This window comes from Lentzea sp. HUAS12, assembly GCF_024125735.1.
GTDB classification, from domain to species: domain Bacteria; phylum Actinomycetota; class Actinomycetes; order Mycobacteriales; family Pseudonocardiaceae; genus Lentzea; species Lentzea albida.
This window is the reverse complement of record NZ_CP099738.1, coordinates 6,253,529-6,277,728: the sequence shown is the minus strand read 5'-3', so window position 1 is coordinate 6,277,728 and position 24,200 is coordinate 6,253,529. Positions and strand designations below refer to the sequence as shown.

19 protein-coding genes and 1 tRNA gene are annotated in these 24,200 nt (G+C 70.4%); 10 read left to right on the top strand and 10 right to left on the bottom strand.

Annotated elements, in window-relative coordinates:
- Positions 1-56 precede the first annotated feature (56 nt).
- The 6 genes from ND450_RS28605 to ND450_RS28580 form a co-directional block, all read right to left on the bottom strand.
- Positions 57-659 (bottom strand): 50S ribosomal protein L25/general stress protein Ctc, encoded by a 603-nt coding sequence (locus tag ND450_RS28605; protein WP_253321640.1) that lies wholly within the window; start codon positions 657-659, stop codon positions 57-59.
- 562 nt (positions 660-1,221) lie between these two features.
- Positions 1,222-2,193, bottom strand: a complete 972-nt coding sequence (locus ND450_RS28600) for a ribose-phosphate diphosphokinase (RefSeq protein WP_253328018.1) — start codon at positions 2,191-2,193, stop codon at positions 1,222-1,224.
- A gap of 14 nt (positions 2,194-2,207) precedes the next feature.
- Complete coding sequence (gene glmU, locus ND450_RS28595) at positions 2,208-3,680, bottom strand: bifunctional UDP-N-acetylglucosamine diphosphorylase/glucosamine-1-phosphate N-acetyltransferase GlmU (protein WP_253321639.1); 1,473 nt, start codon at positions 3,678-3,680, stop codon at positions 2,208-2,210.
- 47 nt (positions 3,681-3,727) lie between these two features.
- Entirely contained in the window at positions 3,728-5,476 is a 1,749-nt protein-coding gene (locus tag ND450_RS28590) for a GGDEF domain-containing protein (RefSeq protein WP_253321638.1), read from the bottom strand.
- Positions 5,447-5,517: transfer RNA gene (locus ND450_RS28585), tRNA-Gln, on the bottom strand. Before ND450_RS28585 ends, ND450_RS28590 begins: the two co-directional genes overlap by 30 nt.
- 89 nt (positions 5,518-5,606) lie before the next feature.
- Positions 5,607-6,749, bottom strand: a complete 1,143-nt coding sequence (locus ND450_RS28580) for a S9 family peptidase (protein WP_253321637.1) — start codon at positions 6,747-6,749, stop codon at positions 5,607-5,609.
- 127 nt (positions 6,750-6,876) lie between these two features.
- Between ND450_RS28580 and ND450_RS28575 the strand changes: the two genes are divergently transcribed.
- Positions 6,877-7,476 (top strand): TetR/AcrR family transcriptional regulator, encoded by a 600-nt coding sequence (locus ND450_RS28575; protein WP_253328017.1) that lies wholly within the window; start codon positions 6,877-6,879, stop codon positions 7,474-7,476.
- A gap of 161 nt (positions 7,477-7,637) precedes the next feature.
- Here ND450_RS28575 and ND450_RS28570 read toward each other — a convergent pair whose 3' ends face one another.
- Together ND450_RS28570 and ND450_RS28565 are read right to left on the bottom strand one after the other, a co-directional pair.
- Positions 7,638-8,747 carry a sorbosone dehydrogenase family protein gene (locus ND450_RS28570; protein WP_253321636.1) on the bottom strand — a complete coding sequence of 370 codons (1,110 nt, stop codon included), beginning with the start codon at positions 8,745-8,747 and terminating at the stop codon, positions 7,638-7,640.
- 7 nt (positions 8,748-8,754) lie between these two features.
- A complete protein-coding gene (locus ND450_RS28565) occupies positions 8,755-9,288 on the bottom strand; it encodes a DUF4291 domain-containing protein (protein WP_253321635.1) in 534 nt (177 codons plus the stop codon).
- A 25-nt stretch (positions 9,289-9,313) separates the two neighbouring features.
- Here ND450_RS28565 and ND450_RS28560 point away from each other — a divergent pair, with 25 nt between their 5' ends.
- The 6 genes from ND450_RS28560 to ND450_RS28535 all read left to right on the top strand — a co-directional run bounded on the left by ND450_RS28560 (position 9,314) and on the right by ND450_RS28535 (position 19,586).
- On the top strand, positions 9,314-10,054 hold the full coding sequence (locus ND450_RS28560; RefSeq protein ID WP_253321634.1) for a maleylpyruvate isomerase family mycothiol-dependent enzyme: 741 nt from the start codon (positions 9,314-9,316) through the stop codon (positions 10,052-10,054).
- 132 nt (positions 10,055-10,186) lie between these two features.
- Complete coding sequence (mfd, locus tag ND450_RS28555) at positions 10,187-13,741, top strand: transcription-repair coupling factor (RefSeq protein ID WP_253321633.1); 3,555 nt, start codon at positions 10,187-10,189, stop codon at positions 13,739-13,741.
- Positions 13,742-13,755: 14 nt separating this feature from the next.
- A complete protein-coding gene (locus ND450_RS28550; RefSeq protein WP_089909267.1) occupies positions 13,756-14,697 on the top strand; it encodes a hypothetical protein in 942 nt (313 codons plus the stop codon).
- Positions 14,694-15,614 carry a MazG family protein gene (locus ND450_RS28545; protein ID WP_089909272.1) on the top strand — a complete coding sequence of 307 codons (921 nt, stop codon included), beginning with the start codon at positions 14,694-14,696 and terminating at the stop codon, positions 15,612-15,614. The genes ND450_RS28550 and ND450_RS28545 overlap by 4 nt, the downstream gene beginning before the upstream one ends.
- A gap of 29 nt (positions 15,615-15,643) precedes the next feature.
- Positions 15,644-18,814: a S41 family peptidase gene (locus ND450_RS28540; protein ID WP_253321632.1), complete on the top strand. Its 3,171-nt coding sequence runs from the start codon at positions 15,644-15,646 to the stop codon at positions 18,812-18,814.
- Between the two features lie 106 nt (positions 18,815-18,920).
- Entirely contained in the window at positions 18,921-19,586 is a 666-nt protein-coding gene (locus ND450_RS28535; protein WP_253321631.1) for a hypothetical protein, read from the top strand.
- Positions 19,587-19,637: 51 nt separating this feature from the next.
- Here the strand turns inward: ND450_RS28535 and ND450_RS28530 are convergent, their stop codons facing one another.
- Positions 19,638-20,456 (bottom strand): lytic murein transglycosylase, encoded by an 819-nt coding sequence (locus ND450_RS28530; protein ID WP_253321630.1) that lies wholly within the window; start codon positions 20,454-20,456, stop codon positions 19,638-19,640.
- Positions 20,457-20,585: 129 nt separating this feature from the next.
- On the opposite strand from ND450_RS28530, the gene efeU reads away from it, so the two are divergent.
- The 3 genes from efeU to efeB are packed head-to-tail and all read left to right on the top strand — an operon-like array spanning position 20,586 to position 23,784.
- Positions 20,586-21,410: an iron uptake transporter permease EfeU gene (gene efeU / locus ND450_RS28525; RefSeq protein WP_253321629.1), complete on the top strand. Its 825-nt coding sequence runs from the start codon at positions 20,586-20,588 to the stop codon at positions 21,408-21,410.
- A gap of 14 nt (positions 21,411-21,424) precedes the next feature.
- A complete protein-coding gene (gene efeO / locus ND450_RS28520; RefSeq protein WP_253321628.1) occupies positions 21,425-22,543 on the top strand; it encodes an iron uptake system protein EfeO in 1,119 nt (372 codons plus the stop codon).
- Positions 22,540-23,784 carry an iron uptake transporter deferrochelatase/peroxidase subunit gene (gene efeB / locus ND450_RS28515; protein ID WP_253321627.1) on the top strand — a complete coding sequence of 415 codons (1,245 nt, stop codon included), beginning with the start codon at positions 22,540-22,542 and terminating at the stop codon, positions 23,782-23,784. Before efeO ends, efeB begins: the two co-directional genes overlap by 4 nt.
- Here efeB and ND450_RS28510 read toward each other — a convergent pair.
- Positions 23,781-24,152 carry a tetratricopeptide repeat protein gene (locus ND450_RS28510; RefSeq protein ID WP_089909290.1) on the bottom strand — a complete coding sequence of 124 codons (372 nt, stop codon included), beginning with the start codon at positions 24,150-24,152 and terminating at the stop codon, positions 23,781-23,783. The genes efeB and ND450_RS28510 overlap by 4 nt on opposite strands.
- Positions 24,153-24,200 lie beyond the last annotated feature (48 nt).

Genomic DNA, 24,200 nt, shown 5'->3' with positions numbered 1-24,200 from the left:
GCCGCCCCCCTCGTGAGGAGGCGACGCGCCGTCGTTTCGGCCCGACGTGATGGGGCTCAGTCTTCCTCGGTGACCTCGGCCGGGGCAGCCGCGTCGTCACCCTCGAGCTGCGCCGCGGACGGCGCCTCGTTGACGGCGACGACCAGAGCCTCGGCGTCGGTGATCAGGACGGCACCCGCGGGCAGCGTCAGGTCGCTGGCGTGGATCTGGGTGCCGGCGGCGAGACCCGCGATCGACAGCTCGATCTGCTCGGGGATGTTCAGCGCGTCGGCCTCGATCTGGATCGTGCTGAGGTCCTGCGTCAGCAGCGTGCCCGAGGCGGGCTCGCCCGAGATGGCCAGGGGCACCTCGACGGTGACCTTCTCGCCGCGCTTCACGAGCAGCAGGTCGACGTGCTCGATGTAGTTCTTGATGGGGTGCGTGGTGACGGTCTTGGTGAGCGCCAGCTCGCTCTCGCCACCGAGGGCGAGGGTGAGGACGGCGTTCTGGCCGTGCTCGCGGACGACACGGGCGAACTCGAGCGCCGGCAGGGCCAGGTGCTTCGGGTCGGAACCGTGGCCGTAGAGGACCGCGGGGATCTTGCCGGCGCGACGGGTACGGCGGGCTGCGCCCTTGCCGAATTCGGTGCGCTGCTCAGCGGCGAGACGAACCTCGGACACGGTGGGGTACTCCTTACACAAGTCTGGCCTTGTACGTCGGGGCGGTGCACAAGTTTTCAGCGGTTGAGGCTTGGTGGTGGCCTGCGGCGGCGAGCAGCGCGGAAATAGGGTCAACACGCGCGGCATCAAGCCACCGCGTCGATCACGCCGAGCTGGGGAGCTCGCCCTCGCCGAGGCAACCCGACCAGTGTAGGTGAGTGCTGGTTGTGGAGGCCAATCGGGGGTGCTTGGGGGTGCTTGGGAGCGGTTCGGGGTGGTTCCGGGGCTGTGGCGCTTGGGGACGGGGCGGGTGGGCCGGGCTTGGGCGTGGGCACCTTGCGTGCGGCCTGTCGCGGTGCGTGCTTCCCCTGGGGGCTCTGCCCCCAGACCCCCGGCAATCTGAATCGGGGTGGCGCCGCTCGCGGGTTGATGGCACGCCTGGTGCGTTGGGCGGCTGCCTGTTGCGTTGGCGGTGGGGTCCCGTCCAGGCCTCGCGCTCAGGACGGCTCGCCTTCGGCGTCGCGGCGAAGCGAAAGGGGCCTCTCCGTCCGTGTGGACGGGGAGGCCCCTTTCGAAGGGAACGTCAGGCGTTGCCGTCGAACAGGCTCGTGACCGAGCCGTCCTCGAACACCTCCTGGATCACGCGGGCCAGGAGCGGCGCGATCGAGAGGACGGTCATGTTCGCGAAGCGCTTCTCGGCCGGGATCGGGAGCGTGTCGGTGAACACGACCTCGCGGGCGCCCGAGTCCTGCAGGCGCTCGGTCGCCGGGCCCGAGAGGATGCCGTGCGTGGCGGCGATGACCACGTCGGAGGCGCCCTCGTTCAACAGCTGCTTCACGGCGCCGGCGATGGTGCCGCCGGTGTCGACCATGTCGTCGATCACGATGCAGAGGCGGCCCTCGACCTTGCCGACGACGCGGTTCGAGACGACCTCGTTCGGGCGGAGGGGGTCGCGGGTCTTGTGGATGAACGCGATCGGCGTGCCGCCGAGGGTGTCCGCCCACTTCTCCGCCAGCTTGGTGCGGCCCGAGTCGGGGGAGACGACGGTGATGTCGTGGCCCGCGTACTTGCCGCGGATGTGGTCCGCGAGCAGGGGCATGGCCCACAGGTGGTCGACCGGGCCGTCGAAGAAGCCCTGGATCTGCGCGGTGTGCAGGTCGACGGAGACCAGGCGGTCGGCGCCCGCGGTCTTGAACAGGTCGGCGACGAGGCGCGCGGAGATCGGTTCGCGGCCGCGGTGCTTCTTGTCCTGACGGCTGTACGGGTAGAACGGCATGATCACGGTGATGCGCTTGGCGCTGGCGCGCTTCAGGGCGTCGACCATGATCAGCTGTTCCATCAGCCACTGGTTGATGGGCGCGGTGTGCGACTGGATGACGAAGGCGTCGCAGCCGCGCACGGACTCCTCGAAGCGGACGAAGATCTCGCCGTTCGCGAAGTCGTAGGCCGACTGCGGGGTCACCGTGACGTTGAGGTGCTTCGCGACCTCTTCCGTCAGCTCCGGGTAGGCACGCCCGCCGAAGAGCATCAGGTTCTTCTTCGGTGTGCCGGGCATCTGCGGGTTCACGGTCAGCGACCCTCCTCTGTCTTCTCGTCGGCATTCTGCTTCGCCAGGGCCTCGGCCGCTGCCTGAGCGGCGGCCGTGCCCTCACGACGGCTGAGGACCCAGCCTTCGAGGTTGCGCTGTGGGCCCCCGGACACGGCGAGCGCGCCCGGTGGGACGTCGCGGCGCAGGACGGTGCCCGCGCCGGTGTACGCGCCGTCGCCCACGGTCACCGGCGCTACGAACATGTTGTCCGAGCCGGTGCGGCAGTGGGAACCGACGATCGTGCGGTGCTTGTTCACCCCGTCGTAGTTGACGGTCACCGAAGCCGCGCCGATGTTGCTGTGGTCGCCGATCGTGGCGTCACCGATGTACGACAGGTGGGGGACCTTGGAGCCCTCGCCGATGGTCGAGTTCTTCGTCTCGACGAAGGTGCCGATCTTGCCCTTCACGCCCAGGGAGGTGCCGGGGCGGAGGTAGGCGAACGGGCCGACGGACGCGCCGTCGCCGATCACCGAGTCGCTGCCGTGGGTCCGCACGACCGAGGCGCCGGCGCCGACCGTCACGCCGGAGAGCGTCGTGTCCGGGCCGACCACCGCGCCGGAGCCGATCACGGTGCCCGCGCGGAGCTGCACGTTCGGCTCGATCAGGGCGTCCTGGCCGACCTGCACGTCCGCGTCCACCCACACCGAGGCCGGGTTGACGACGGTCACGCCGCCGCGCATCAGGCCCTCGACGATGCGGCGGTTCATCTCGGCGCCGACGGCCGCGAGCTGCACGCGGTCGTTGATGCCCTCGACCAGCCACGGGTCGGACGCGATCAGCGCCCCGACGCGCAGGCCGTCGCCGCGGGCGATGCCCAGGACGTCGGTCAGGTAGAGCTCGCCCTGCGCGTTGTCGGTGGACAACCGCGAGAGCCCGTCGCGCAGCACCGCCGCGTCGAACGCGTACACGCCCGAGTTGATCTCGGTGATCAGCTGCTCGGTCGCGGAGGCGTCCTTCTGCTCCACGATCCGCTGCACGCTGCCGTCGGTGTCGCGGACGATCCGGCCGTACCCGGTGGGGTTGTCCACCACGGCCGTGAGGACGGTGACCGCGTTGCCCGCCGCCGAGTGCTCGGCCAGCAGCGCCGTGAACGTCTGGGTGTCGAGCAGCGGCACGTCGCCGTAGCTCACGATGACCGTGCCGGCCAGGTCGTGGGGCAGCTCGGCCAGGCCGCAGCCGACCGCGTGCCCGGTGCCCTTCTGCTCGGCCTGCACCGCGACGGTGACCTTGCGGCCCAGCGCCCCGGCGAGAGATTCCAGATGCTCGGTGACTGCTTCACGGCCGTGTCCGACGACGACGGCGAGGTGGTCGGGGTCTGTGCCGGCCGCCGCGCGCACCGCGTGTTCGACGAGTGAGCGTCCGGCGATCCGGTGCAGCACCTTGGGCGTGGACGACCGCATGCGGGTGCCTTCCCCGGCGGCGAGCACGACCGTGCTGACAGGGCCCTCGAGCATCAATGCTCTCCCTAACAGGCTGGGTGGTTCGAAGTCCGCGGACCAGCCTAAGCCTCCGCGGAGGGCTCCCCGGCCACGGCCGCTACCTGGCAGCCACCTTGGCGCTTCGCCACGTACATCGCGGAGTCGGCCCTTGACAGGGCCTGGTTCGCGGATTCGCGGGGGCGCAGGGAGATGACGCCGACCGACAGCGTCACCCCTCGGGAGAGGTCGATTGGCAAGCCCGCCACCGCATCCACGGCTCGGCCGAGTGCCGCTTCCGCGGCGTGCAGAGGGGCTCCCGGCAGCAGCACGACGAACTCGTCGCCGCCGTAGCGGGCCACCATGTCGTCACCCCGCAGGGCCTGCCGGAGTGTGCTGGCAATCACCCGGAGGACATCATCACCCTCGGCATGTGAATGCCGGTCGTTCACGCCCTTGAACCCGTCCAGGTCGACCAGCGCGATGGAGAACGGGTCGACCTGACCGGCGATGAGCTCGGCCATCTTGTCGTCGAGCGCGCGGCGGTTCGGCAGCCCGGTCAACGGGTCCTGCAACGCCTGCTGCGCGATGGCGCCGTGCGCGCGTGTCAGCCGTTCGTGCTCGCGGCGCGTCTGCAACGTGGCCACGCGCGACTCGCGCATCTGCCACAGCTCCAGCTCCAGCGCCGCGTTGTACGCCTGCAACGCCGACGTCGTGTGCGGGCCGCAGAGGTGCGCGTACTCGCGCTCCAGCGACAGCACCAGCGACGGCTCCGACGTGTCGTGCTCCATCTGCGTGCGCGTGTCGTCGAGGACCTTCAGCGCGTCGTCCAGCCGGTTCGCCTCGACCAGGCACCGGGCCAGCGCGATCGCGACGATGATCAGCTCCCGCGCGTACATCGACAGGCCGCGCAACGACCACAGCCGGTCGAGGTGGCCCTCGCTCGGGTTCGTCAGCGCGTGGGCGGCACCGAGGATCGGCACCTGCTCGGCGGCGTCCATGTCCCGCCGGCCGGGGTGCAGCGACTGCCGGAACGGGACCTCGGCGGCCTCGGCGAGCCCGGACGCGACGCGGAACTGCTCGTGCGCGGCGTCGTGCAGGTTCACCCGTTCGAGCCGCAGGCCCCAGCCGATCCGCAACCGCGCGCGGTTGACCAGGTGCACGTAGATCTGGTGGGGCTGGCCGCTCTCGCGCAACGCGTTGTTCGCGCCCGCCAGCACGTCGTCCGCCATCTCGTAGACGCCGAGCTGGGTCAGCACCAGCGCGATGTCCTGGAACGTGTTGGCCAGCAGCTGGTCCCAGACGCGCTTGTCGAAGACCGGGTCGACGTCCGGTTCCTCGTCGAGCATCATCGCGAGCGCCGCCGCGATCTCGGTGAGCGCCTTGTCCTCGGCGTTGCCCAGCAGGAACCGGCGTCCGCGCAACGCCCGCGCGTCCGCCTCCAGCACGATCAGGCCGTGGCGGCGGCAGTGGCTGAGCATCTCGTCGAGCTGCGGGTCGGACATGTCGACCAGGCCGGGCGTGACCAACCGGACCACGGCCGCGGCTCTGAGCAGCTGCGCGACGATGCGGGGCTCTCCACGGCCCTGCGCCTCGGCGAGGATGTGGTCGATCTCGGACGCCGCGTCGAGCTGCGCGGCCAGGTGGCTGCTCTGGGCCACGGCGACAAGTTCGCTCGCGCGACCCACCAGCCACGCGTCGGACATCTCGTGGTGGCGGTGGCCCACGTTCCCGTGCTCGTCGACCGTTTCCTCGGGCAGCTTCCACCTCCCAGGACCGCGACCCTGTGCCCTCAAGGCCCCCTGCTCCGCCACCAGGATTCGAACCTGGACCATCTGAACCAAAATCAGAGGTGCTGCCTTTACACCATGGCGGAACGGGCGGACTCGCGCCCGCCTCAGGGCACATGTTGTCACGAGTGGTCCTGCTCTTGTCCAACCACCACTCGCTCGGCTCAGTTCAAGATCAGGGACCGGCGCCGATTGACCTGGTCAGGAAGTCGCCCAGCGCGGCGCGGTACGTGTCCGTCGCCACATTCCACCCCGAGGTGTGGTCGGCGCCCGGGATCTCGACGTACCGCAGGGGCCACCCCAGGCCGTCCGCCGCGGTCGCGAGGTCGCGGGACGACTGGGCCGGCACCGTGCCGTCCGCCGAGCCGTGGATGACCAGCGTCGGAGGCTTGACCGCGGGAGGGTTCGCGACCAGGTCGAACCGGTCGAAGTCGAGGTCCGCGCGCCAGCCGGACACGACCTCCGCCACGGGCGTGAGCCACGTCGGCACGCCCCGGTTCTGCGCCTGGAGGTTCAACGTCTGCGTCCAGTTCGTGACCGGGGAGTCGAGCACCACGGCGCTCACGGTGGACGCGGAGCTGGACCGCGCCAGCGTCTGGCCGACGATCGCGCCGCCCATCGACCAGCCGTAGAGCACGACCTTCTTCGCGCCCTGCCCCTGCGCGTAGTGGATGGCGGCCTCGACGTCGTGCCACTCCGTGTCGCCCAGGTGGTAGAGGCCGTCCGGCGACTTCGGCACGCCGGGGTCGTTGCGGTAGGTGATCAGCAGGACCGGCAGCCCGGCGGCGTGGAGCTGGGGGACCACCCGCAGCGCCTCCTCGCGCGACGCGCCCCGCCCGTGCACCGTGATCACCCACGTGTCCCTGTTCGACGCCGGGACGAGCCACGCGGGCATGTCGCCGAGCTCGCCGGGGATCGCGACGTCGCTGTAGACCAGTCCGAGCGACGTCTTGGGGTTGCCCTCGTAGACGTCGGTCTCGATGCGCACCTTCGTGCCCTCGGGCGGTGCGGTGCCTTCGAGCAGAGGACGTTGCACGCGGCCGTCCTTGTTCGAGGCGACGTCGCCGACCTTCGCGGTGCCGCCGGGCCAGACGACGCCGAACGTGCCGCGCAACGTGCTGAGCTTCGACTCGGCGAGGACGAGGTTCTCGTCGTCCAGGCCGAGCGCGGTCTCCGGGTAGCGCTGCGGGAACGCCTCCGCGGGTTTGAGCAGCTCGTTGCTGTAGTACCAGCCGATGCCGCCCAGGGCCGCCGTGACCAGCACGAGCAGGACGAGCAACGAGGTCGCGGTGATCCGGATGATCTTGCGTCTGGCCATCCGTCGATGATGCCCGGTCGAGGTCTCGATTCCAGGCGACACGGCGTGGTGTTCCCGCGAACGGCGTCCGGCCAGGATCACCGCGAGGAAGTGACCTTTGTAGGCTGACTCGGTGGCCAGGGTCAGGATGACGGGCAAGGAGCGCCGAGAACAGCTCCTGGACGTCTCCCGCTCCCTGTTCGCCGAGAAGGGCTTCGACGCGACGTCGGTCGAGGAGATCGCCGCCCGTGCCAGCGTGTCGAAGCCCGTCGTCTACGAGCACTTCGGCGGCAAGGAAGGCGTCTACGCCGTCGTGGTCGACCGCGAGATGCAGCGCCTGATGGACCAGATCGTCGACGCGCTGGACGGCGGCTCGCACCCGCGTGAGCTGCTCGAACGGGCCGCCTGCGCGTTGCTCGACTACATCGAGGGCTCGACGGACGGGTTCCGGATCCTGGTGCGCGACTCGCCCGTCGCGTCGTCCTCGGGCACGTTCTCGTCGCTGCTCAACGACATCGCGTCGCAGGTCGAGCACGTCCTCGCGCTGCACTTCGCCGAGCAGGGCTACGACCGCAAGCTCGCCGCGCTCTACGCGCAGGCGCTGGTCGGGATGGTCGCGCTGACCGGGCAGTGGTGGCTCGAGGCGCGCAAGCCGAAGAAGGACGAGGTGGCGGCGCACCTCGTGAACCTGGCGTGGAACGGGCTGTCGGCCCTGGAGCACAAACCCAGGCTGCGCAGCCGGTCCTGACCTCTTAGTGCATCTGCACGTACGGCGCGCCCTTTGTTAGTGCACAAGGCTGAAGTCGTGGCGGAGGGTGAAACGGCGCGTGCACGCCGCAGCGATGACTCCCAGTGGGACGGCTTGAAGTCCGGGCTGTTCGTCGAGGGGTCGGACAGCCCGGACGGACTTCACGCGTTCCCGGTCAGCTTCAGCAGCTTGTCGTCGCTGCCGTTCGACGACGTCACGTAGAGCGCCCCGTCCGGCCCCGTGCGCGCGGCGCGGAGTCGTCCGTACTTGTCGTTCAGCTCGTCCGGGATGCTGACGTTCTGGACCTTGCCGTCCGCGTCGAGCGTGAACAACAGCAGCTTCGTGCCCTTCAGCGCCGTGATCGCGAGCTTGCCGTTCCAGAACGCCGCCTGGCAGATCGCCTCGGTCGGCGAACCCGACGACCACACCGCCGGCACCGCGTCCGGGAACCGCTCCAGGTCGGTCATGGGAACGCTCTCGTCGTACCTGCTCTGCGTGCCGCCCTGCGACGGGTCCCAGCCGTAGTTGGCACCCTTCTGCACGAGGTTGACCTCGTCGTCGACGGACGGGCCGTGCTCGCTCGAGAAGATCTGGTCGGTGTCCGGGCGGAACACCACGCCCTGCACGTTGCGGTGGCCGTAGCTGTAGACGCGGCGCTCGTTGGCGTTGCCGGAGCTCGCGAACGGGTTGTCCTTCGCGCCCTCGCCGGTCTCGGGGTCGATCCGCAGCACCTTGCCGCCGAGGCTGGTGCGGTCCTGCGGGTTGCGGGCCTGGGCGATGTCCCCGGTCGCGACGAACATCGTGCCGTCCGGCGCCAGCGTCGGCCGGCAGCCGGAGTGGCGGCCGCTCGAGTTCGACGGCATGCCGGTGAGCAGGTCCTTCACCTTAGTGGCGCGGGTGCCTTCGAGGCGGAACGTCACCAGCCGCACGTCGGTGCTGGTGTTGTAGCAAACGGTGAAGCGCTGGTCGTCGGGGTGGATGACGAGCCCCATCAGGCCGCCCTCGCCACGCGCCTGGACGTCGCCCAGGTCGATGTCGACGGGCGTGACCCGGCCGCCCTCGACCAGCTTGAGGGTGCCCGGCCGTTCGGTGACGAGCATCGCGCCGCCGGGCAGGAACCCGATGTCCCACGCGTGCTGGAACCCGCCCGCGACCTCCTCGACCTTCAAGCCCGCAGGTGCGGGAGCCTTCGACGGCGCGTTGCCGCCCGGTTCCGGCGACGAGCAGGCCGCGACGACCAGCACCAACCCTGCAGCAACGAGTGCGCGCATGTCCCAACTATGCGTTTTGTGCCGTGGTGGTTCCGTAAGGCCGCTCCACGGGCAGCAACGCGCGCGCTCCGTCCAGATCACCCTCACGCACCTTCTCGTGGACCTGGTGCGCCAGTGCGGTCACGTCGGTGATGCCGACCGTCCACTCGTTCACGTACCTGTCGACGGCCTCGCGCGTCAGGCCGATCTGGATGGATCTGCACGGGAGCGCCTCGTGGTGCAGGCCGCGCTCCGGGTCCCACTGCACGCGCACGGCCGGTTTGCCGGGGATGCGGCTCGACACGGCGTTGGAGACCGCCCAATCGAAGCCCGATCGGGTGATCCGCACGGCCAGGACGCGTTCCTGGCCTTCCTTGAGCGCGTACCCGCAGCGGTACATCATCCAGAGGAACGACGGCTTGATCCACGTCATCCGCTCCATCTTGAACGGCGGCACGAACCGTTGCGCCGCCACGGCGGGCTCGGCGATCGCCGGCGAATAGGCCTGGTAGACCACGATGGACCGATCGTCGTAGTCGGCCCGTATTTCCCTTTGTCCCACAGCGCCGGGATGTTAGACACCCCCGGTGCAGAACACCCTGGGGTTTTCCGACCTGCTCCGCCTGATCGACGAACGCTCCGCCGCGTTCCGGGCCGCCGTCGCCGCCGCCCCGAGCCTCGACGTGAAGGTCCCGACCTGCCCCGAGTGGACGCTCGCCGACCTCGCGCGGCACATCGGCGACGGCCGCCGCGCCTGGGCCGCCACCGTCGCCGCGGGCCCCGCGACCGCGAAGGCCGCCGTCACCGACGTCCCGATGCCCGAGCAGCGCGACGAGCTGCTCGCCTGGCTGGAGGACGCCACCGCCGAGCTCCTGGCCGCCCTCGAGGCGGCAGGCCCCGACCAGGGGTGCTGGGCCTGGTGGACCGGGTCGCCGCACAACGCCGCCGCCGTCGCCCGCCACCAGCTCCAGCAGCTCGCGGTCCACACCTACGACGCCCAGATCACCATCGGCGCCGCGGAACCGCTGCCGGAGGAGATCGCGCTCGACGGCGTCGACGAGTTCCTGCAGACCTGCGTCACGACGACGTCCCCGTGGCCGCACGAGCCCGCGACCATCGCCTACCACGCGGCGGAGGGCCCGAGCTGGTGGCTGAGGCTCGACGAGAACGGCGCGCGCACCACGTCCCAGGTCACGCCGACCGCCGAGGCCAGTGCCACCGCCAGTGACCTGGTCCTGTTCATGTACGGCCGCCGTGACCTGAGCGAGCTGGAGTCCCGGGGCGACCGGCGCGTGTTCGAACGGCTCATCGCGTGGGAACCCGCCTGAGCGGCACTCGAACCACCCGATGAGGGTTCGCGGAACGAGCTAAAGTGGGTGGTGAGACCCCTCGTCCCAGGCAGGGGTCTGCCCGGCGTTGGCAAATCCTCCGCCGCTCCGCACTCGACCGGGGTTTCTCACATGCCGCTGCTCGGCCTGCTCGATGGTGTCCTGCCCGACAAAGCACTCCGCACGCTGATCGACTCCGCCGGTATCCCCGAGCTGGAGCTCGACGGCCCGCTCGCCGCCCGCCCGCTCGTGACGGCCGCGCTGTCCACGGTCAGGCCCGTCCTGGCCGTCACCGCCACGGGCAGAGAAGCCGAAGAGCTGACGAACGTCCTCAAAGACCTGATCGGCGCGGACAAGGTCGCGTTCTTCCCGAGCTGGGAGACGCTGCCGCACGAGCGCCTGTCGCCGCGCGCGGACACGGTCGGCGCCCGCCTGCAGGTGCTCCGCCGCCTCAAGCACCCCGAGGGCAACCCGATCAAGGTGCTGGTCACGACGGTCCGCAGCCTCATCCAGCCGATGGCGCCGGGGCTGGGCGACCTCAGGCCCGTGCACCTCGTGGTCGGGGAGGAGCAGGACTTCGTCGAGCTGGTCACGCGCCTGGCCGAGAACGCCTACAGCCGCGTCGACATGGTCGAGAAGCGCGGCGAGTACGCGACCCGCGGCGGCATCCTCGACATCTTCCCGCCCACGGCCGAGCACCCCTACCGCGTCGAGTTCTGGGGCGACGAGGTCAGCGAGATCCGGCCGTTCTCGGTGCAGGACCAGCGCTCGCTGCCCGAGGAGGTCCAGGAGTTCGTCGCGCCGCCGTGCCGCGAGCTGCTGCTGACCGAGGACGTGAAGCAGCGCGCGGCCGAGCTCGCCGAGGAGCACCGGTCGGACGCGCACCTCGCGGAGATGCTGGAGAAGATCTCGGGCGGCGTCGCGGTCGAGGGCATGGAGGCGCTCATCCCCGCGCTGTGCCCCGGCGAGCTGCAGCTGCTCACCGAGGTCGTGGAACCCGGCACGCACGTGCTGCTCAACGACCCGGAGAAGATCCGGGCCCGCGCCGCCGACCTGGTCCGCACCGGGCAGGAGTTCCTCGAGGCGTCGTGGATGGCGGCCGCCGGCGGTGGCAAGGCGCCGATCGACCTCGGGCGCAGCGCCTACCAGGGCATCGGCGAGGTCGCGGAGCAGGCGAAGGCGAACGACCGTCCGTGGTGGACGCTCAGCCAGCTCACCACCGACGCGCCGGACGTCGTGCACCTCGACGTCAAGCCGGTCGAGGCCTACTCCGGCGACGTCGAGCGCGCGTTCGCCGACCTGAAGGCGCACACCGCGACCGGTGGCGCGGCCGTCCTGGTCGTGCCGGGCGCCGGCACCGCGCAACGCGCTTACGAACGCCTCAGGGAAGCCGAAGTCTCCGCCGTCTGCCTCGACTCCCTCGACGAGGCGCCGAGGACGAGCACCGTCACGGTCGTGCGCGGCTGCCTCGAGGACGGCTTCTCGCTGCCCGACCTCGCGCTGGTGGTGCTCACCGAGACCGACCTGACCGGTGGCCGCGGCGGCACGTCCACGAAGGACATGCGCAAGATGCCGTCCAAGCGGCGCAACGCGGTCGACCCGCTCGCGCTGAAGGCCGGCGACTTCGTGGTGCACGAGCAGCACGGCATCGGCAAGTACGTGGAGATGGTCCAGCGCACGGTCGCGGGTGCCACCCGCGAGTACCTCGTGCTGGAGTACGCGTCGTCCAAGCGCGGCCAGCCCGGCGACCGGCTGTTCGTGCCGACCGACCAGCTCGACGAGGTCAGCCGGTACGTCGGCGGCGAGCTGCCCACGCTCAACAAGCTCGGCGGCAGCGACTGGAAGAACACGAAGTCCAAGGCGCGCAAGGCGGTCAAGCAGATCGCGGCCGAACTGGTGCAGCTCTACGCGGCCCGCCAGAGCGCTCCCGGGCACGCGTTCGCGAGTGACACGCCCTGGCAGCGCGAGCTGGAGGACGCGTTCGCGTTCACCGAGACGCAGGACCAGATGGCCGCGATCGACGAGGTCAAGGCCGACATGGAGCGCGGTGTCCCGATGGACCGCGTGATCTGCGGTGACGTCGGCTACGGCAAGACGGAGATCGCGGTCCGCGCGGCGTTCAAGGCCGTGCAGGACGGCAAGCAGGTCGCCGTGCTGGTGCCGACGACCCTGCTGGCCCAGCAGCACCTCAACACGTTCTCCGAGCGCATGCGCCAGTTCCCGGTGAACATCAAGGGGCTCAGCAGGTTCACCGACGCGCAGGAGTCCGAGCAGACCATCGCGGGCCTGGCCGACGGCGAGGTCGACATCGTGATCGGCACGCACCGGCTGCTGCAGAAGACCGTGCGGTACAAGGACCTGGGCCTCGTGATCGTCGACGAGGAGCAGCGCTTCGGTGTGGAGCACAAGGAGCACATCAAGGCGCTGCGCACGCACGTCGACGTGCTGACGATGTCCGCGACGCCGATCCCGCGCACGCTGGAGATGTCGCTCGCCGGCATCCGCGAGATGTCCACGATCCTGACCCCGCCGGAGGAACGGCACCCGATCCTCACCTACGTCGGCGCGTACGACGACAAGCAGGTCGGTGCCGCGATCCGCCGCGAGCTGCTGCGCGACGGCCAGGTCTTCTTCGTGCACAACAGGGTCTCGTCGATCGAGAAGGCCGCGCGCCGCATCCGCGAGCTGGTGCCGGAGGCGCGGGTCGTCACCGCGCACGGCCAGATGAACGAGGACAGGCTCGAGAAGATCATCCAGGGCTTCTGGGAACGCGAGTTCGACGTCCTGGTCTGCACCACGATCGTCGAGACCGGTCTCGACATCTCCAACGCCAACACGCTGATCGTCGAACGGGGCGACCTGCTCGGCCTCGCCCAGCTGCACCAGCTGCGCGGTCGCGTCGGCCGCGGCCGCGAGCGCGGGTACGCGTACTTCCTGTACCCGTCCGAGACGCCGCTGACCGAGACCGCGCACGACCGGCTCGCGACGATCGCGCAGAACACCGAGCTGGGCGCCGGCATGGCCGTCGCGATGAAGGACCTGGAGATCCGCGGCGCCGGCAACATCCTCGGCGCCGAGCAGTCCGGGCACATCGCCGGCGTCGGCTTCGACCTCTACGTGCGGCTGGTCGGCGAGGCCGTCGAGGCGTTCCGCAAGCACGCCGGAGCCGACGGGGGCGTCGAGGAGGAAGAGCTCGCCGAGGTCCGGGTCGACCTGCCCGTGGACGCGCACATCCCGCACGAGTACGTGCCGGGCGAGCGGCTGCGGCTGGAGGCGTACCGCAAGATCGCGGCCGCCTCCGACGAGGCCGCGCTCCAGTCCGTGTGGGACGAGCTCAAGGACCGCTACGGCACCCCGCCGGAACCGGTCGAGCGCCTGCTCGGCGTCGCCCGGCTGCGCCACGCCTGCCGCCGCCACGGGGTCACCGAGGTGATCGCGATGGGTCAGAACCTGCGGTTCGCGAAGCTGGAGCTGAAGGACTCGCAGCTGGTCAGGCTGCGCCGGCTGTTCCCGAAGGCCGTCTACAAGCAGGCCGTCGGGACGGTCACCGTGCCCCGGCCGACGGAGGGAGCGGCGGGCGGCCGGATGGGTGCACCGCAGCTGCGCGACCAGGAGCTGCTGGACTGGTGCGGTGCGTTCCTCGACTCACTCGCGGGGACTCCCGTGACCGCGGTCACCAAGGCGTGAGAAGGTAGATCCTCGTGAGCACTGTTCTGAAGCGTTTCTCGCTGGTCGGTGTGGCTGTGGCTCTTCTGGCCACCGGATGTGGCACCGGTCCTGCCAAGGCCGGGTCGGCCGCGATCGTCGGTGACCAGACGATCAACCTGGAGACCGTCCAGGACCGCACCGTGAAGGTGCTCAAGAAGGAGCCCGCCGCCCAGCAGATGCAGGACCAGGGCAAGCTCGACCAGGTCTCCAAGCTGGTGCTGGCCGACGAGATCTCCCACCTCATCGCCGCGCGGGCGGCGGAGCGCGAGAACATCACGGTCGACGAGACCAAGGTGTACGACGCGATCCAGGAGAAGGGCGGCCCCGAGGCCGCGGCCAAGCAGAGCGAGCAGGACGAGACCACGATCTACCGCCGCCAGCGCGACGTGCTGGTGATGGGGGAACTCGCCCGCCGCAACCTCTCCACGCTCGAGGTCGTGATCGACTTCTTCCAGGTCCAGGACCCGAAGGAGGCCAAGGAGAAGGCGGCCGAGGTCGTCGCCGACTCCTCGAAGATGTCGCGGTTCGTGCAGGAGGCCCCGCGCACCAGCACCGGTCAGCAGGCCTCGGCGACGAACCAGCGGGTCCGCGTCACCGAGAACCCGTCGCTGGTGCACACGATGCTGTGGGGCGTGAAGCCCGGCACCGTCGTCGCCTTCCCGGCCGACGAGCAGCAGTCCAGCTGGATGGTCGCGCTCGTCAAGGAGCGCAACAAGGTCTCGGCGCGGCCGGGCGAGGAGGACCTCGTCGAGCGCATCGACCCGCAGCTGCTCGCGGCCTTCGGCCTGCGGATCGCGCAGTTCCTCTCCGCGGACCTGAACATCGAGGTCAACCCCCGCTACGGCGTGTGGGACCCGACCAACGCGCAGGTCGTCGGCAACGCCGGTGAGCGCGCCGGTTTCGTCGGCGTGGCCGCGACGAAGAACAAGTCTTGATCACCGTTGTCGTCCTGAGCGGGCGGCTCGACGCCGTGCTGCCCGCCGCCGCCCTGCCCGCGTTGCGCACAGCCGAGGCCGTGTACGCGGGCGAGGGCGTGCCCCTGGAGGCGTGGTCCGCGCTGGGCGTCGACGGGCCCGCGCCCGCCGTCGTGCCCGACGGCTCGGTGGTGATCACGACGGACGCGTCCGGCTACCCGGACGCCGACGTGATCACGACGCCGGAGCCGCTGGGCGCCGCGCTGCTCGACGCGGCCGCGGTGATGCACCGGCTGCGGTCGCCGGGTGGATGTCCGTGGGACGCCGAGCAGACGCACGACTCGTTGCGCCAGTACCTGCTCGAGGAGACCTACGAGCTGCTGGAGGCGATCGAGGACGGCGACCGCGCTGCGATGCGCGAGGAGCTGGGCGACGTGCTGCTCCAGGTGCTCTTCCACGCCCGCGTCGCCGCCGAGGACGCCGAGGACCCGTTCGACATCGACGCCGTGGCGTCCGAACTGGTCGCGAAGCTCGTCGGCCGGCACCCGCACGTCTTCGAGGGCGGCGACCCGGCCGTGCACGACGCGACCTCGCAGCAGCACCGCTGGGAGGAGCTCAAGCAGGTCGAGAAGAAGCGCGAGTCCAGTGTGGACGGTGTGGCGCTCGGTCAGCCGGCGGTCGCGCTGGCCGCGAAGCTGGTGCAGCGCACCAAACGCGCGGGCTTCCCCGTCGACCTGCTTCCCGAAGGCGACGACACGGGCACGACGTTGTTCGCCGTGACCGCTTTGTCCAAGCTCGCGGGCGAGGACCCGGAGACCGAGCTGCGCCAGGTGTGCCGCCGTTTCGCCGCGAACGTCCGCGAGGCGGAAGCCAAGGCACGGGCCGAAGGTCTTGATTCTCTTGCGGCTGAAGACTGGCGGCGCTTTTCCCCCTCCTGAACGGGTGGCTGTGGGCTAACGTCGATCTCGTGACTTACCTGCGGTATCCGCATCTGCGCGGTGACTTGGTGACCTTCGTGGCCGAGGACGACGTGTGGCTCGCGCCCGTCGACGGAGGACGGGCCTGGCGCGCGTCCGCTGATCAGGTGCCGGCCCGCACACCCCGTTTCTCGCCCGACGGCACGCACCTGGCCTGGGCCAGCTGGATCGACGGCGCTCCGGAAGTGCGCGTGGCCCCTGTGGACGGTGGCCCCGCACGCCGTTTGACGCACTGGGGCGTCGTCCGCACGGCCGTGTCCGGGTGGACGCCGGACGGGCGAGTGCTGGCCGTGTCGACGACCGGGCAGATGTCCCGGCACCGCAAGCAGGCGCACGCCGTGCCGCTGGACGGCGGGCCCGCCGAGGTGCTGCCGTACGGGTGGGTCAACGACGTCTCGTTCGGCCCGGACGGCCAGGTCGTCACGTCGTCGAGCTACATGCAGGACCCGGCCTACTGGAAGCGCTACCGCGGTGGCACCGCGGGCAAGCTGTGGGTCGACACCGAGGGCTCCGGTGACTTCACCCGGATCCTGGGCGACCTGAAGTCGTCGCTGTCGAACCCGATGTGGGTCGGCGGGCGGATCGCGTTCCTGTCCGACCACGAGGGCGTCGGCAGCGTGTACTCGGTGCTGCCGGACGGCACCGACCTCCAGCGCCACACCTCCGGTGAGTTCTACGCCCGCAACGCCTCCACCGACGGTTCGCGGGTGATCTTCCACCAGGCCGGGGAGCTGTGGCTGCTCGACGGCCTGTCCGAACTGCGCAAGCTCGACATCAAGCTCGGCGGGCCGCGCACCGGCCTGCAACCCCACCACGTCAAGGCTTCCGGCAACGTCGAGTCGTTCAGCGTCGACCACAGCGGCCGCGCGTCGGCCCTCGAGGTCCGCGGCACGGTGCACTGGGTGACGCACCGCGACGGCCCGGTGCGCGTGCTGGCCGACCGGTCGGACGTCCGCGCGCGGCTGCCGAAGGTGCTCGGCAAGTCCGAGCAGGTCGTGTGGGTGACCGACGTCGAGGGCGAGGAGGCGCTGGAGATCGCGCCCGTCGGCGGCGTCGAGCCGGGCAGCACCGCGCGCCGGATCGCGTCCGGTCAGCTCGGTCGCGTGATGTCGCTGGTCGCCGCGCCCGACGGTTCGCGCGTCGGCGTCGCGACGCACGACGGCCGGCTGCTGCTGGTGGACGTGGCCTCCGGTGAGGTGCGCGAGGTCGTCCGCGGGGCGAACGCGCACGTCACGCACCTCGCGTTCTCCCCGGACTCGTCGTGGCTCGCGTGGTCGCATCCGGGGCCGAGCCCGTTGCGGCACATCAAGATGGTGAACGCGGCGGATCTGTCCGTCGTGGACGTGACGCCGCTGCGGTTCGCCGACTTCGCGCCGACGTTCACCGAGGACGGCAAGCACCTGGCGTTCCTGTCGATCAGGACGTTCGACCCGGTCTACGACGCGCACGTGTTCGACCTGTCGTTCCCGACGGGCTGCCGCCCGCACCTCGTGCCGCTGGCCGCGACCACGCCGTCGCCGTTCGCGCCGATGCAGGGTGGCCGCCCGGTCGGTGACGAGGACAAGGACTCCGACGACGAGGACGAGAAGACGCCGACCACGAAGGTCGACCTCGAAGGCCTCGCCGACCGCGTGGTGCCGGTGCCCGTCGCCGCCGCCGACTACGTGTCGCTGAAGGCGGCTCGCGGTGGCCTGCTGTGGCTGCGCCGGCCGTTGCTCGGCGTGCTGGGCGACAACCTGGCCTCGCCCGACGCCCGCCCGCCGCGCACGGTGCTGGAGCGGTTCGACTTCGCGAAGGCCAAGACCGAGTGCCTGGCGGACAGCGCGGAGGCGTTCGCGGTGTCCGGCGACGGCAAGCGCATCGTCATCGAGGACCGCGGCGACCTGAGGGTCGTGCCGTCCGACAGCAAGACCGACGACGACTCGCCCGAGTACGTGGAGATCGACCTCGCGCGCGTGCGGGTCGTGGTCGAGCCCGCCGCGGAGTGGGCGCAGATGTACGCCGAGAACGGCCGCCTGATGCGCGACCACTTCTGGCGCACCGACATGGGCGGCGTCGACTGGCAGGGCGAGCTGGACCGCTACCGGCCGCTGGTGGCCGAGGTGGGCAGCCACGACGACCTGGTCGACCTGCTGTGGGAGGTGCAGGGCGAACTGGGCACCTCGCACGCCTACGTGTGGGGCTCGTCCCCGCACGTGCCCGCGTCCCGCCGCCAGGGCCTCCTGGGTGCCGACCTGGCACGTGACGGTGACTCCTGGGTCATCAAGCGCGTGATCCCGGGCGAGTCGTCCGACCCGCACGCCCGTTCGCCGCTGTGCGCGCCCGGTGTGGCCGTGCGCGCGGGTGATGCCATCGTGGCCGTGGACGGCCGTCCGGTGGGTGACGCCGGCCCCGGCGCGTTGCTCGTGGGCACCGCGGGCAAGCCCGTGGAACTGACCGTGCGTCCCGCTGGTGGTGGGAAGCTGCGTCGGGTCGTGGTGGTGCCTCTGGCCGATGAGGAGCCTCTGCGCTACCACGATTGGGTCGCGAACCGCCGTGCGTTCACGCACGAGGCCTCCGGCGGACGCGTGGGCTACCTGCACGTCCCGGACATGATGGGCGCCGGCTGGGCCCAGCTGCACCGCGACCTGCGCGTTGAGCTGGCACGCGAGGCCCTGGTGCTGGACGTCCGCGAGAACGGCGGCGGCCACACCTCCCAGCTGGTGATCGAGAAGCTGGGCCGCAAGGTCATCGGCTGGTCGGTCGCCCGCGGCTACACGGCCTCCGAGTCGTACCCGCAGGACGCGCCGCGCGGCCCGGTGGTCGCCGTCGCCGACGAGTTCGCCGGGTCCGACGGCGACATCGTCAACGTGGCGATCAAGGAGCTCGGCATCGGCCCGGTCGTGGGCATGCGCACATGGGGCGGCGTGATCGGCATCGACATGATGTTCTCGCTCGTCGACGGCACGATGGTCACCCAGCCGAGGTACGCGTCGTACTTCAAGGGCCACGGCTGGGACGTCGAGAACTACGGCGTCGACCCGGACATCGAGGTCGTCATGTCGCCCGCCGACCGCGTGGCAGGCCGTGACCCGCAGCTGGAGAAGGCCGTGTCCCTGGCGCTGGAGACCCTGTCCGAGACGCCTGCCGCTCACGCTCCGGAGTTGCCGCCCCTGAAGTGAACACCCCATCGTGTGACTAAAGAACTGTGACGGACTGTTCTTTGTGGACGATCAACCAAGTGGAAGCCACAAAGGACAGTCCTCACCGTTCGGGGGTGTGCAGGAGATGAGTCACCGTGAAGAGCCGCGCAGTGGCCGCGGGTGCTTCGGAGCCGTGGTCGTGGTGCCGTTCTTGGCGCTGGGCGGCATGTTCGCGCTGATCGCCTTCACCGGAGGCGCGGCCGAGAAGCCGCTGGCCGCACCGCCGTCCTCCGTCCGGCCCACCGCGTCGTGGTGGACCGAGCCCTTCGAGACCGGCGTCTCGCTGGCCACCGTCACCGAGACCGTGGTGGCGGAGGGAGCGGCGCGGGAGGTGCGGGCCGCGCGGATGGCCACCCAGACGCGGGTGGTCGGCGGCGCGACCGTGACCGAGACCGTGCGGGTGAGTTCGACGAAACCCGCTGCGGTGGAACGGAACGAGCCTTCTGCGCCGGAGGAGTCGGTGCCGGCGGCTTCCGAACCGGAGACGCCGGTGGTGACGACCACGTCAGTTGTGGTGTCCACAGTGGAGAGTTCGCCGCCGCCCTTGGTGGAGACGCCTGTGGTGACGCCGCCTCCGTCGGTTGAGGTGCCGCCTTCGACGCCGCGGGCCGAGGACCCGGTTGTGCCGGTGACGACGCCTGCCGAGCCCCCGTGCGACCGGTCGGAACCCGGACCTGGTGGCGAAACGCAGATTCCCGTCGTCCCCGCTGAGGTGCCGGACGCGTCCGGCTCGTCCTCGGCAGGGGAGTGAGGTCGAGGGCCGGGGCCTTCTTCCGCCTGGTCCCGGTCCTCTTCTTCCCGTCTACTGCTGCGCGCTCGCCCGTGCGTAGGCGTCCGCCCCGCTGAACACGTTCTGCCCGTACTCCACGGAGTTGTTGTACGCGAGCACGGCCGCCCACCACCCCGACCCGGTGCCGAGGTCGCGCGCCCCGCCCCCGCACAGGTACCGGGCGGCGGTGAGCGCCGCGTCGTCGATGTTCTGCGGGTCCGCGGGGAGGCCGTCGCCCGCCGCGCGCTTCGCCCAGCGGTTCCAGGTGCCCGGGATGAACTGCATCGGGCCCACGGCCCGGTCCCACGTGGTGTCGCCGTCGAGGCGGCCGCCGTCGGTGTCGTGGATGGCCTTGACGCCGGGGCCGCCGTCCAGCGGGATGCCGATGATCGGGCGGGACGGCATGCCGTTCTCCTGGAGGCGGGCGCCGTTGATGTTGCCGTGGTGCGACTCGATCCTGCCGATGCCCGCGAGGGTGGCCCAGCTGATGCGGCAGGCCGGGGCCTCGCGCTGCATCGTCAGGTCGGCTGATGCGTAGGCGTGCAGGGCGCGGGCCGGGATGTCGGTCTTCGACGCGACGCGGGTCGCCCAGTCGGAGAGCGGGTTTGCGGTCTCGGTGGTGCCGGGGGACGCGGCGCTGCCCGGGGCGGCGGCGCCCGGCTCGACCTCCTGGATGGGGACCAGGAACGGCGGCGGGCCCAGCGGGGCGGCTTCCCTGCGGTTCAGGGCACCCAGGCCCCAGGCGCCCGCGGCGACCACGACGAGGAGCAGCAGCACCAAGACGATGCGGCCGGCGATGTTGCCTGTGCGGTTGCGGCGGGCGGGTTCCTGGAGTGACGACGGCGGGACCACGGCACCCAGGCTACGTGCTTCCCGGGGCTCGCGGCGGGCTGGAGCGTGACGCAACCGGCACTGATGGCGTCTGGACATTCAGGTGAGGCTTACCTTAAATAGGGCGACCTAATTTTCGGAGGCGTCGGGATGCTGTTGGCCAATGGGCTCATCGGGCTGCGCGAGGGGCTGGAAGCCGCGCTCGTGGTGAGCATCCTGATCGCGTTTCTCGTGAAAACGGACAGAAGGTACGCGCTCAAGTGGGTGTGGGTCGGTGTCGCGACCGCGGTGGCACTGTCCGTGACGGCCGGCGCGATCATCACCTTCAGTACCGCCGGCATGACGTTCGAGCAGCAAGAAGCGTTCGGCGGGACGATGTCGATCATCGCGGTCGCGTTCGTCACGGGAATGATCTTCTGGATGCGCAAGGCGGCCAAGACCATTGCGGCCGAGCTGCGCGGAAAATTGGACGAAGCGCTCGAAATCGGACCTCTTGCGATCATTGTCGTGTCCCTTTTGTCCGTCGGACGGGAAGGGCTCGAGACGGCGGTCTTCTTCTATTCCAGCGTGCAGGCCGCCGGTGGCGGAACGGCGCAGCCGTTGATCGGGTTCCTGGGTGGCATCGGGGTTGCTGTGGTGATTGCCGCACTTCTGTACCAGGGCGCGATCCGGTTCGATCTTGGAAAGTTCTTCACGGTCACGGGTGTGCTGCTCGTGTTCGTGGCCGCCGGCGTCCTCAGCTACGGCATCCACGACCTGCAGGAGGCCGCGATCCTGCCCGGTCTGAACACGCTGGCGTTCGACATCAGCGACACCCTGCCGGAGGACTCCTGGTACGGGGCGCTGCTCAAGGGCTTCTTCAACTACTCGCAGCGGACCTCCGTGCTGCAGGCCATCGCGTGGGTCGCCTACGTGGTGGTGGTCCTGTCCCTGTTCCTCATCCGGCCGCGCCGTCGCGCCGCCGTGGCCAACTGATCACTGGAGCAACCGTGCGCAAGGCAGCAGTCATCCTGAGTTCTCTCGCGGTGCTGGCGGCGTGCAGCAGCAACGGCGGCACGTCCGGCGCGAGCGGCGACATCGCCGTCGAGGCGAGCGACGACGCGTGCAAGGTCGCGAAGACCGAGGCGAACACCGGCAACGTCACGTTCGAGGTGACGAACAAGGGCACCAAGGTCACCGAGTTCTACCTCTACGCCGAGGGCGACCGGATCCTCGGCGAGGTCGAGAACATCGGGCCGGGGCTGAGCCGCAAGCTGATCGTCGAGGTCACGGAGTCCGGCAAGTTCCAGACCGCGTGCAAGCCCGGCATGAAGGGCGACGGCATCCGGGGCGACTTCACGGTCACCGGTGACGCCAAGAAGTCGACCGACGGCAACGCGTTGCTGGCCGAGGCGACCAAGAACTACCAGCGCTACGTCACCTCGCAGGCCGACCAGCTGCTCGTGAAGACCGAGGAGTTCGTCAACGCCGTCAAGGCCAAGAAGGTCGACGAGGCCAAGGCGCTCTTCCCCGTCTCGCGGGTCTACTGGGAGCGCATCGAGCCCGTCGCGGAGAGCTTCGGCGACCTCGACCCCAAGATCGACGGCCGCGAGGACGTCATCGAGGAGGGCATGGCGTTCACCGGCTACCACCGGCTCGAGAAGGACCTGTGGTCCTCCGGGTTGCAGGCCGACTCCGACAAGATCGCCGACGACCTGCTGACGAACGTCAAGGAGATCGTCACCAAGGCCAAGGCCGTCGAGCTGACGCCCGTGCAGCTCGCCAACGGCGCCAAGGAGCTGCTCGACGAGGTCGCCACCGGCAAGATCACCGGTGAGGAGGACCGCTACTCGCACACCGACCTGTGGGACTTCCGCGCCAACGTCGACGGCTCGCAGGCCGCGATCGCCGCGCTGCGCCCCGTGGTGGAGCAGAAGGACAAGGCGCTCGTGTCCACTTTGGACGAGAAGTTCAAGGCGCTCGACGAGGCCCTGGAGAAGCAGCGCAAGGGCGACGGCTTCAAGCTCTACACCGAGCTCTCGCAGGACGAGGTCAAGGCGCTCGCCGAGGCCGTCGACGCGCTGGGCGAGCCGGTCAGCAAGGTCGCGGAAGTGGTGTCGGCCAAGTGACGGGGCTGCCCAGGCGCAGGCTGCTCGGGTTCGCGGGCGCCGGTGTGGCGCTCGCGGGCGCGGGTGCCGCCGCCGGTGCGTTCGCCTCGCGCGAGTCGACGGCCGTCGAGAACGTCGCGGCGGCCAAGGTCCCGTTCCGCGGGGACGTCCAGGCCGGCATCACCACACCCGCGCAGGACCACATGCACTTCGTCGCGCTGGACGTGAAGACGAAGAGCCGCGACGAGCTGGTGGACCTGCTCAAGCAGTGGACCGTCGCCGCGGAACGGATGACGGCAGGCCAGGAGGCCGCGGAGAACGGCGCGGTCGGCGGCAACGCGGAGGCGCCGCCCAAGGACACCGGCGAGGCGCTCGACCTGCCCGCGTCCGCGCTGACGATCACGATCGGCTTCGGCCCGTCGCTGTTCGACGACAGGTTCGGGCTCGCGTCGAAGCGACCGGAGCGGTTGATCGACCTGCCGCGGTTCCCGAAGGACGACCTGGACCCCGCGCGCAGCAACGGCGACATCTGCATCCAGGCCTGCGCGAACGACCCGCAGGTCGCCGTGCACGCCGTCCGCAACCTGGTGCGCATCGGGTTCGGCAAGGTCGCGGTCCGCTGGTCGCAGCTCGGCTTCGGCCGCACCTCCTCGACCACGCGCGACCAGGCGACGCCGCGCAACATGTTCGGGTTCAAGGACGGCACCCGCAACATCAAGGCCGAGGACACCGACCACCTGCGCGACCACGTCTGGGTCTCGCGGGAGGACGGCCCGGACTGGCTCGTCGGCGGCACGTACCTGGTCACGCGCCGCATCCGGATGCACATCGAGATCTGGGACCGCACGTCGCTGGTCGAGCAGGAGCAGATCGTCGGCCGCACCAAGGGCGAGGGCGCGCCGCTCGGGCAGACCAAGGAGTTCGACGAGCCCGACCTGCACGTCAAGGGCGCGGGCGGTGTCCCGTTGATCGGCGAGATCGCGCACATCCGGCTCGCGTCGCCGGAGTCGTTGAACGGCGCCAGGATCCTGCGCCGCGGCTACAACTTCACCGACGGCTCGGACGGCCTCGGCCACCTCGACGCGGGACTGTTCTTCGTGGCGTTCAACCGCGACACCCGCACGCAGTTCGTGCCGATGCAGCAGGCGTTGTCCACAAAGGACGACATGATGGAGTACGTGGAGCACACCGGGTCCGGGCACTTCGCGGTGCCGCCGGGCGTGCGGGAGGGCGGGTTCTGGGGAGACGGGCTGTTCCGCTAGTTCCCCAGGGCCAGCCGGGCTTTGACCTCTCCGAGCGCCTCCTGGTACTCCGGTGACGGGTGCATCGCGACCGCCATCCGGAGCTGGGCGAGCGCCTCGGGGAGGCGCCCCTGCCGTTGCAGCGTCTTGCCGAGCGCGAACCGGGCGTAGTGGTCGCTCGGGTCGAGGTCGAGGACCTTGCGGAACGCCTCTTCGGCCCGGTTGAGCTGCGCGGACCCGAGATAGGCCCGGCCGGCCAGCAGCTGCACGGACGGCGCCTCGCCGGCCTCGTCCAGCACCGGCCTCAGTTCGCGCAGCGCGTCGAGAGGCCTGCGCTGCGCCATCAACGCCTCGGCCTTCCGAAACGCTTCGAAGGTGCCGTCCGTCATTCGATCAAGGCTACCCACCGCTCGCGCGTTCTTCGACTGCCGTCCGGG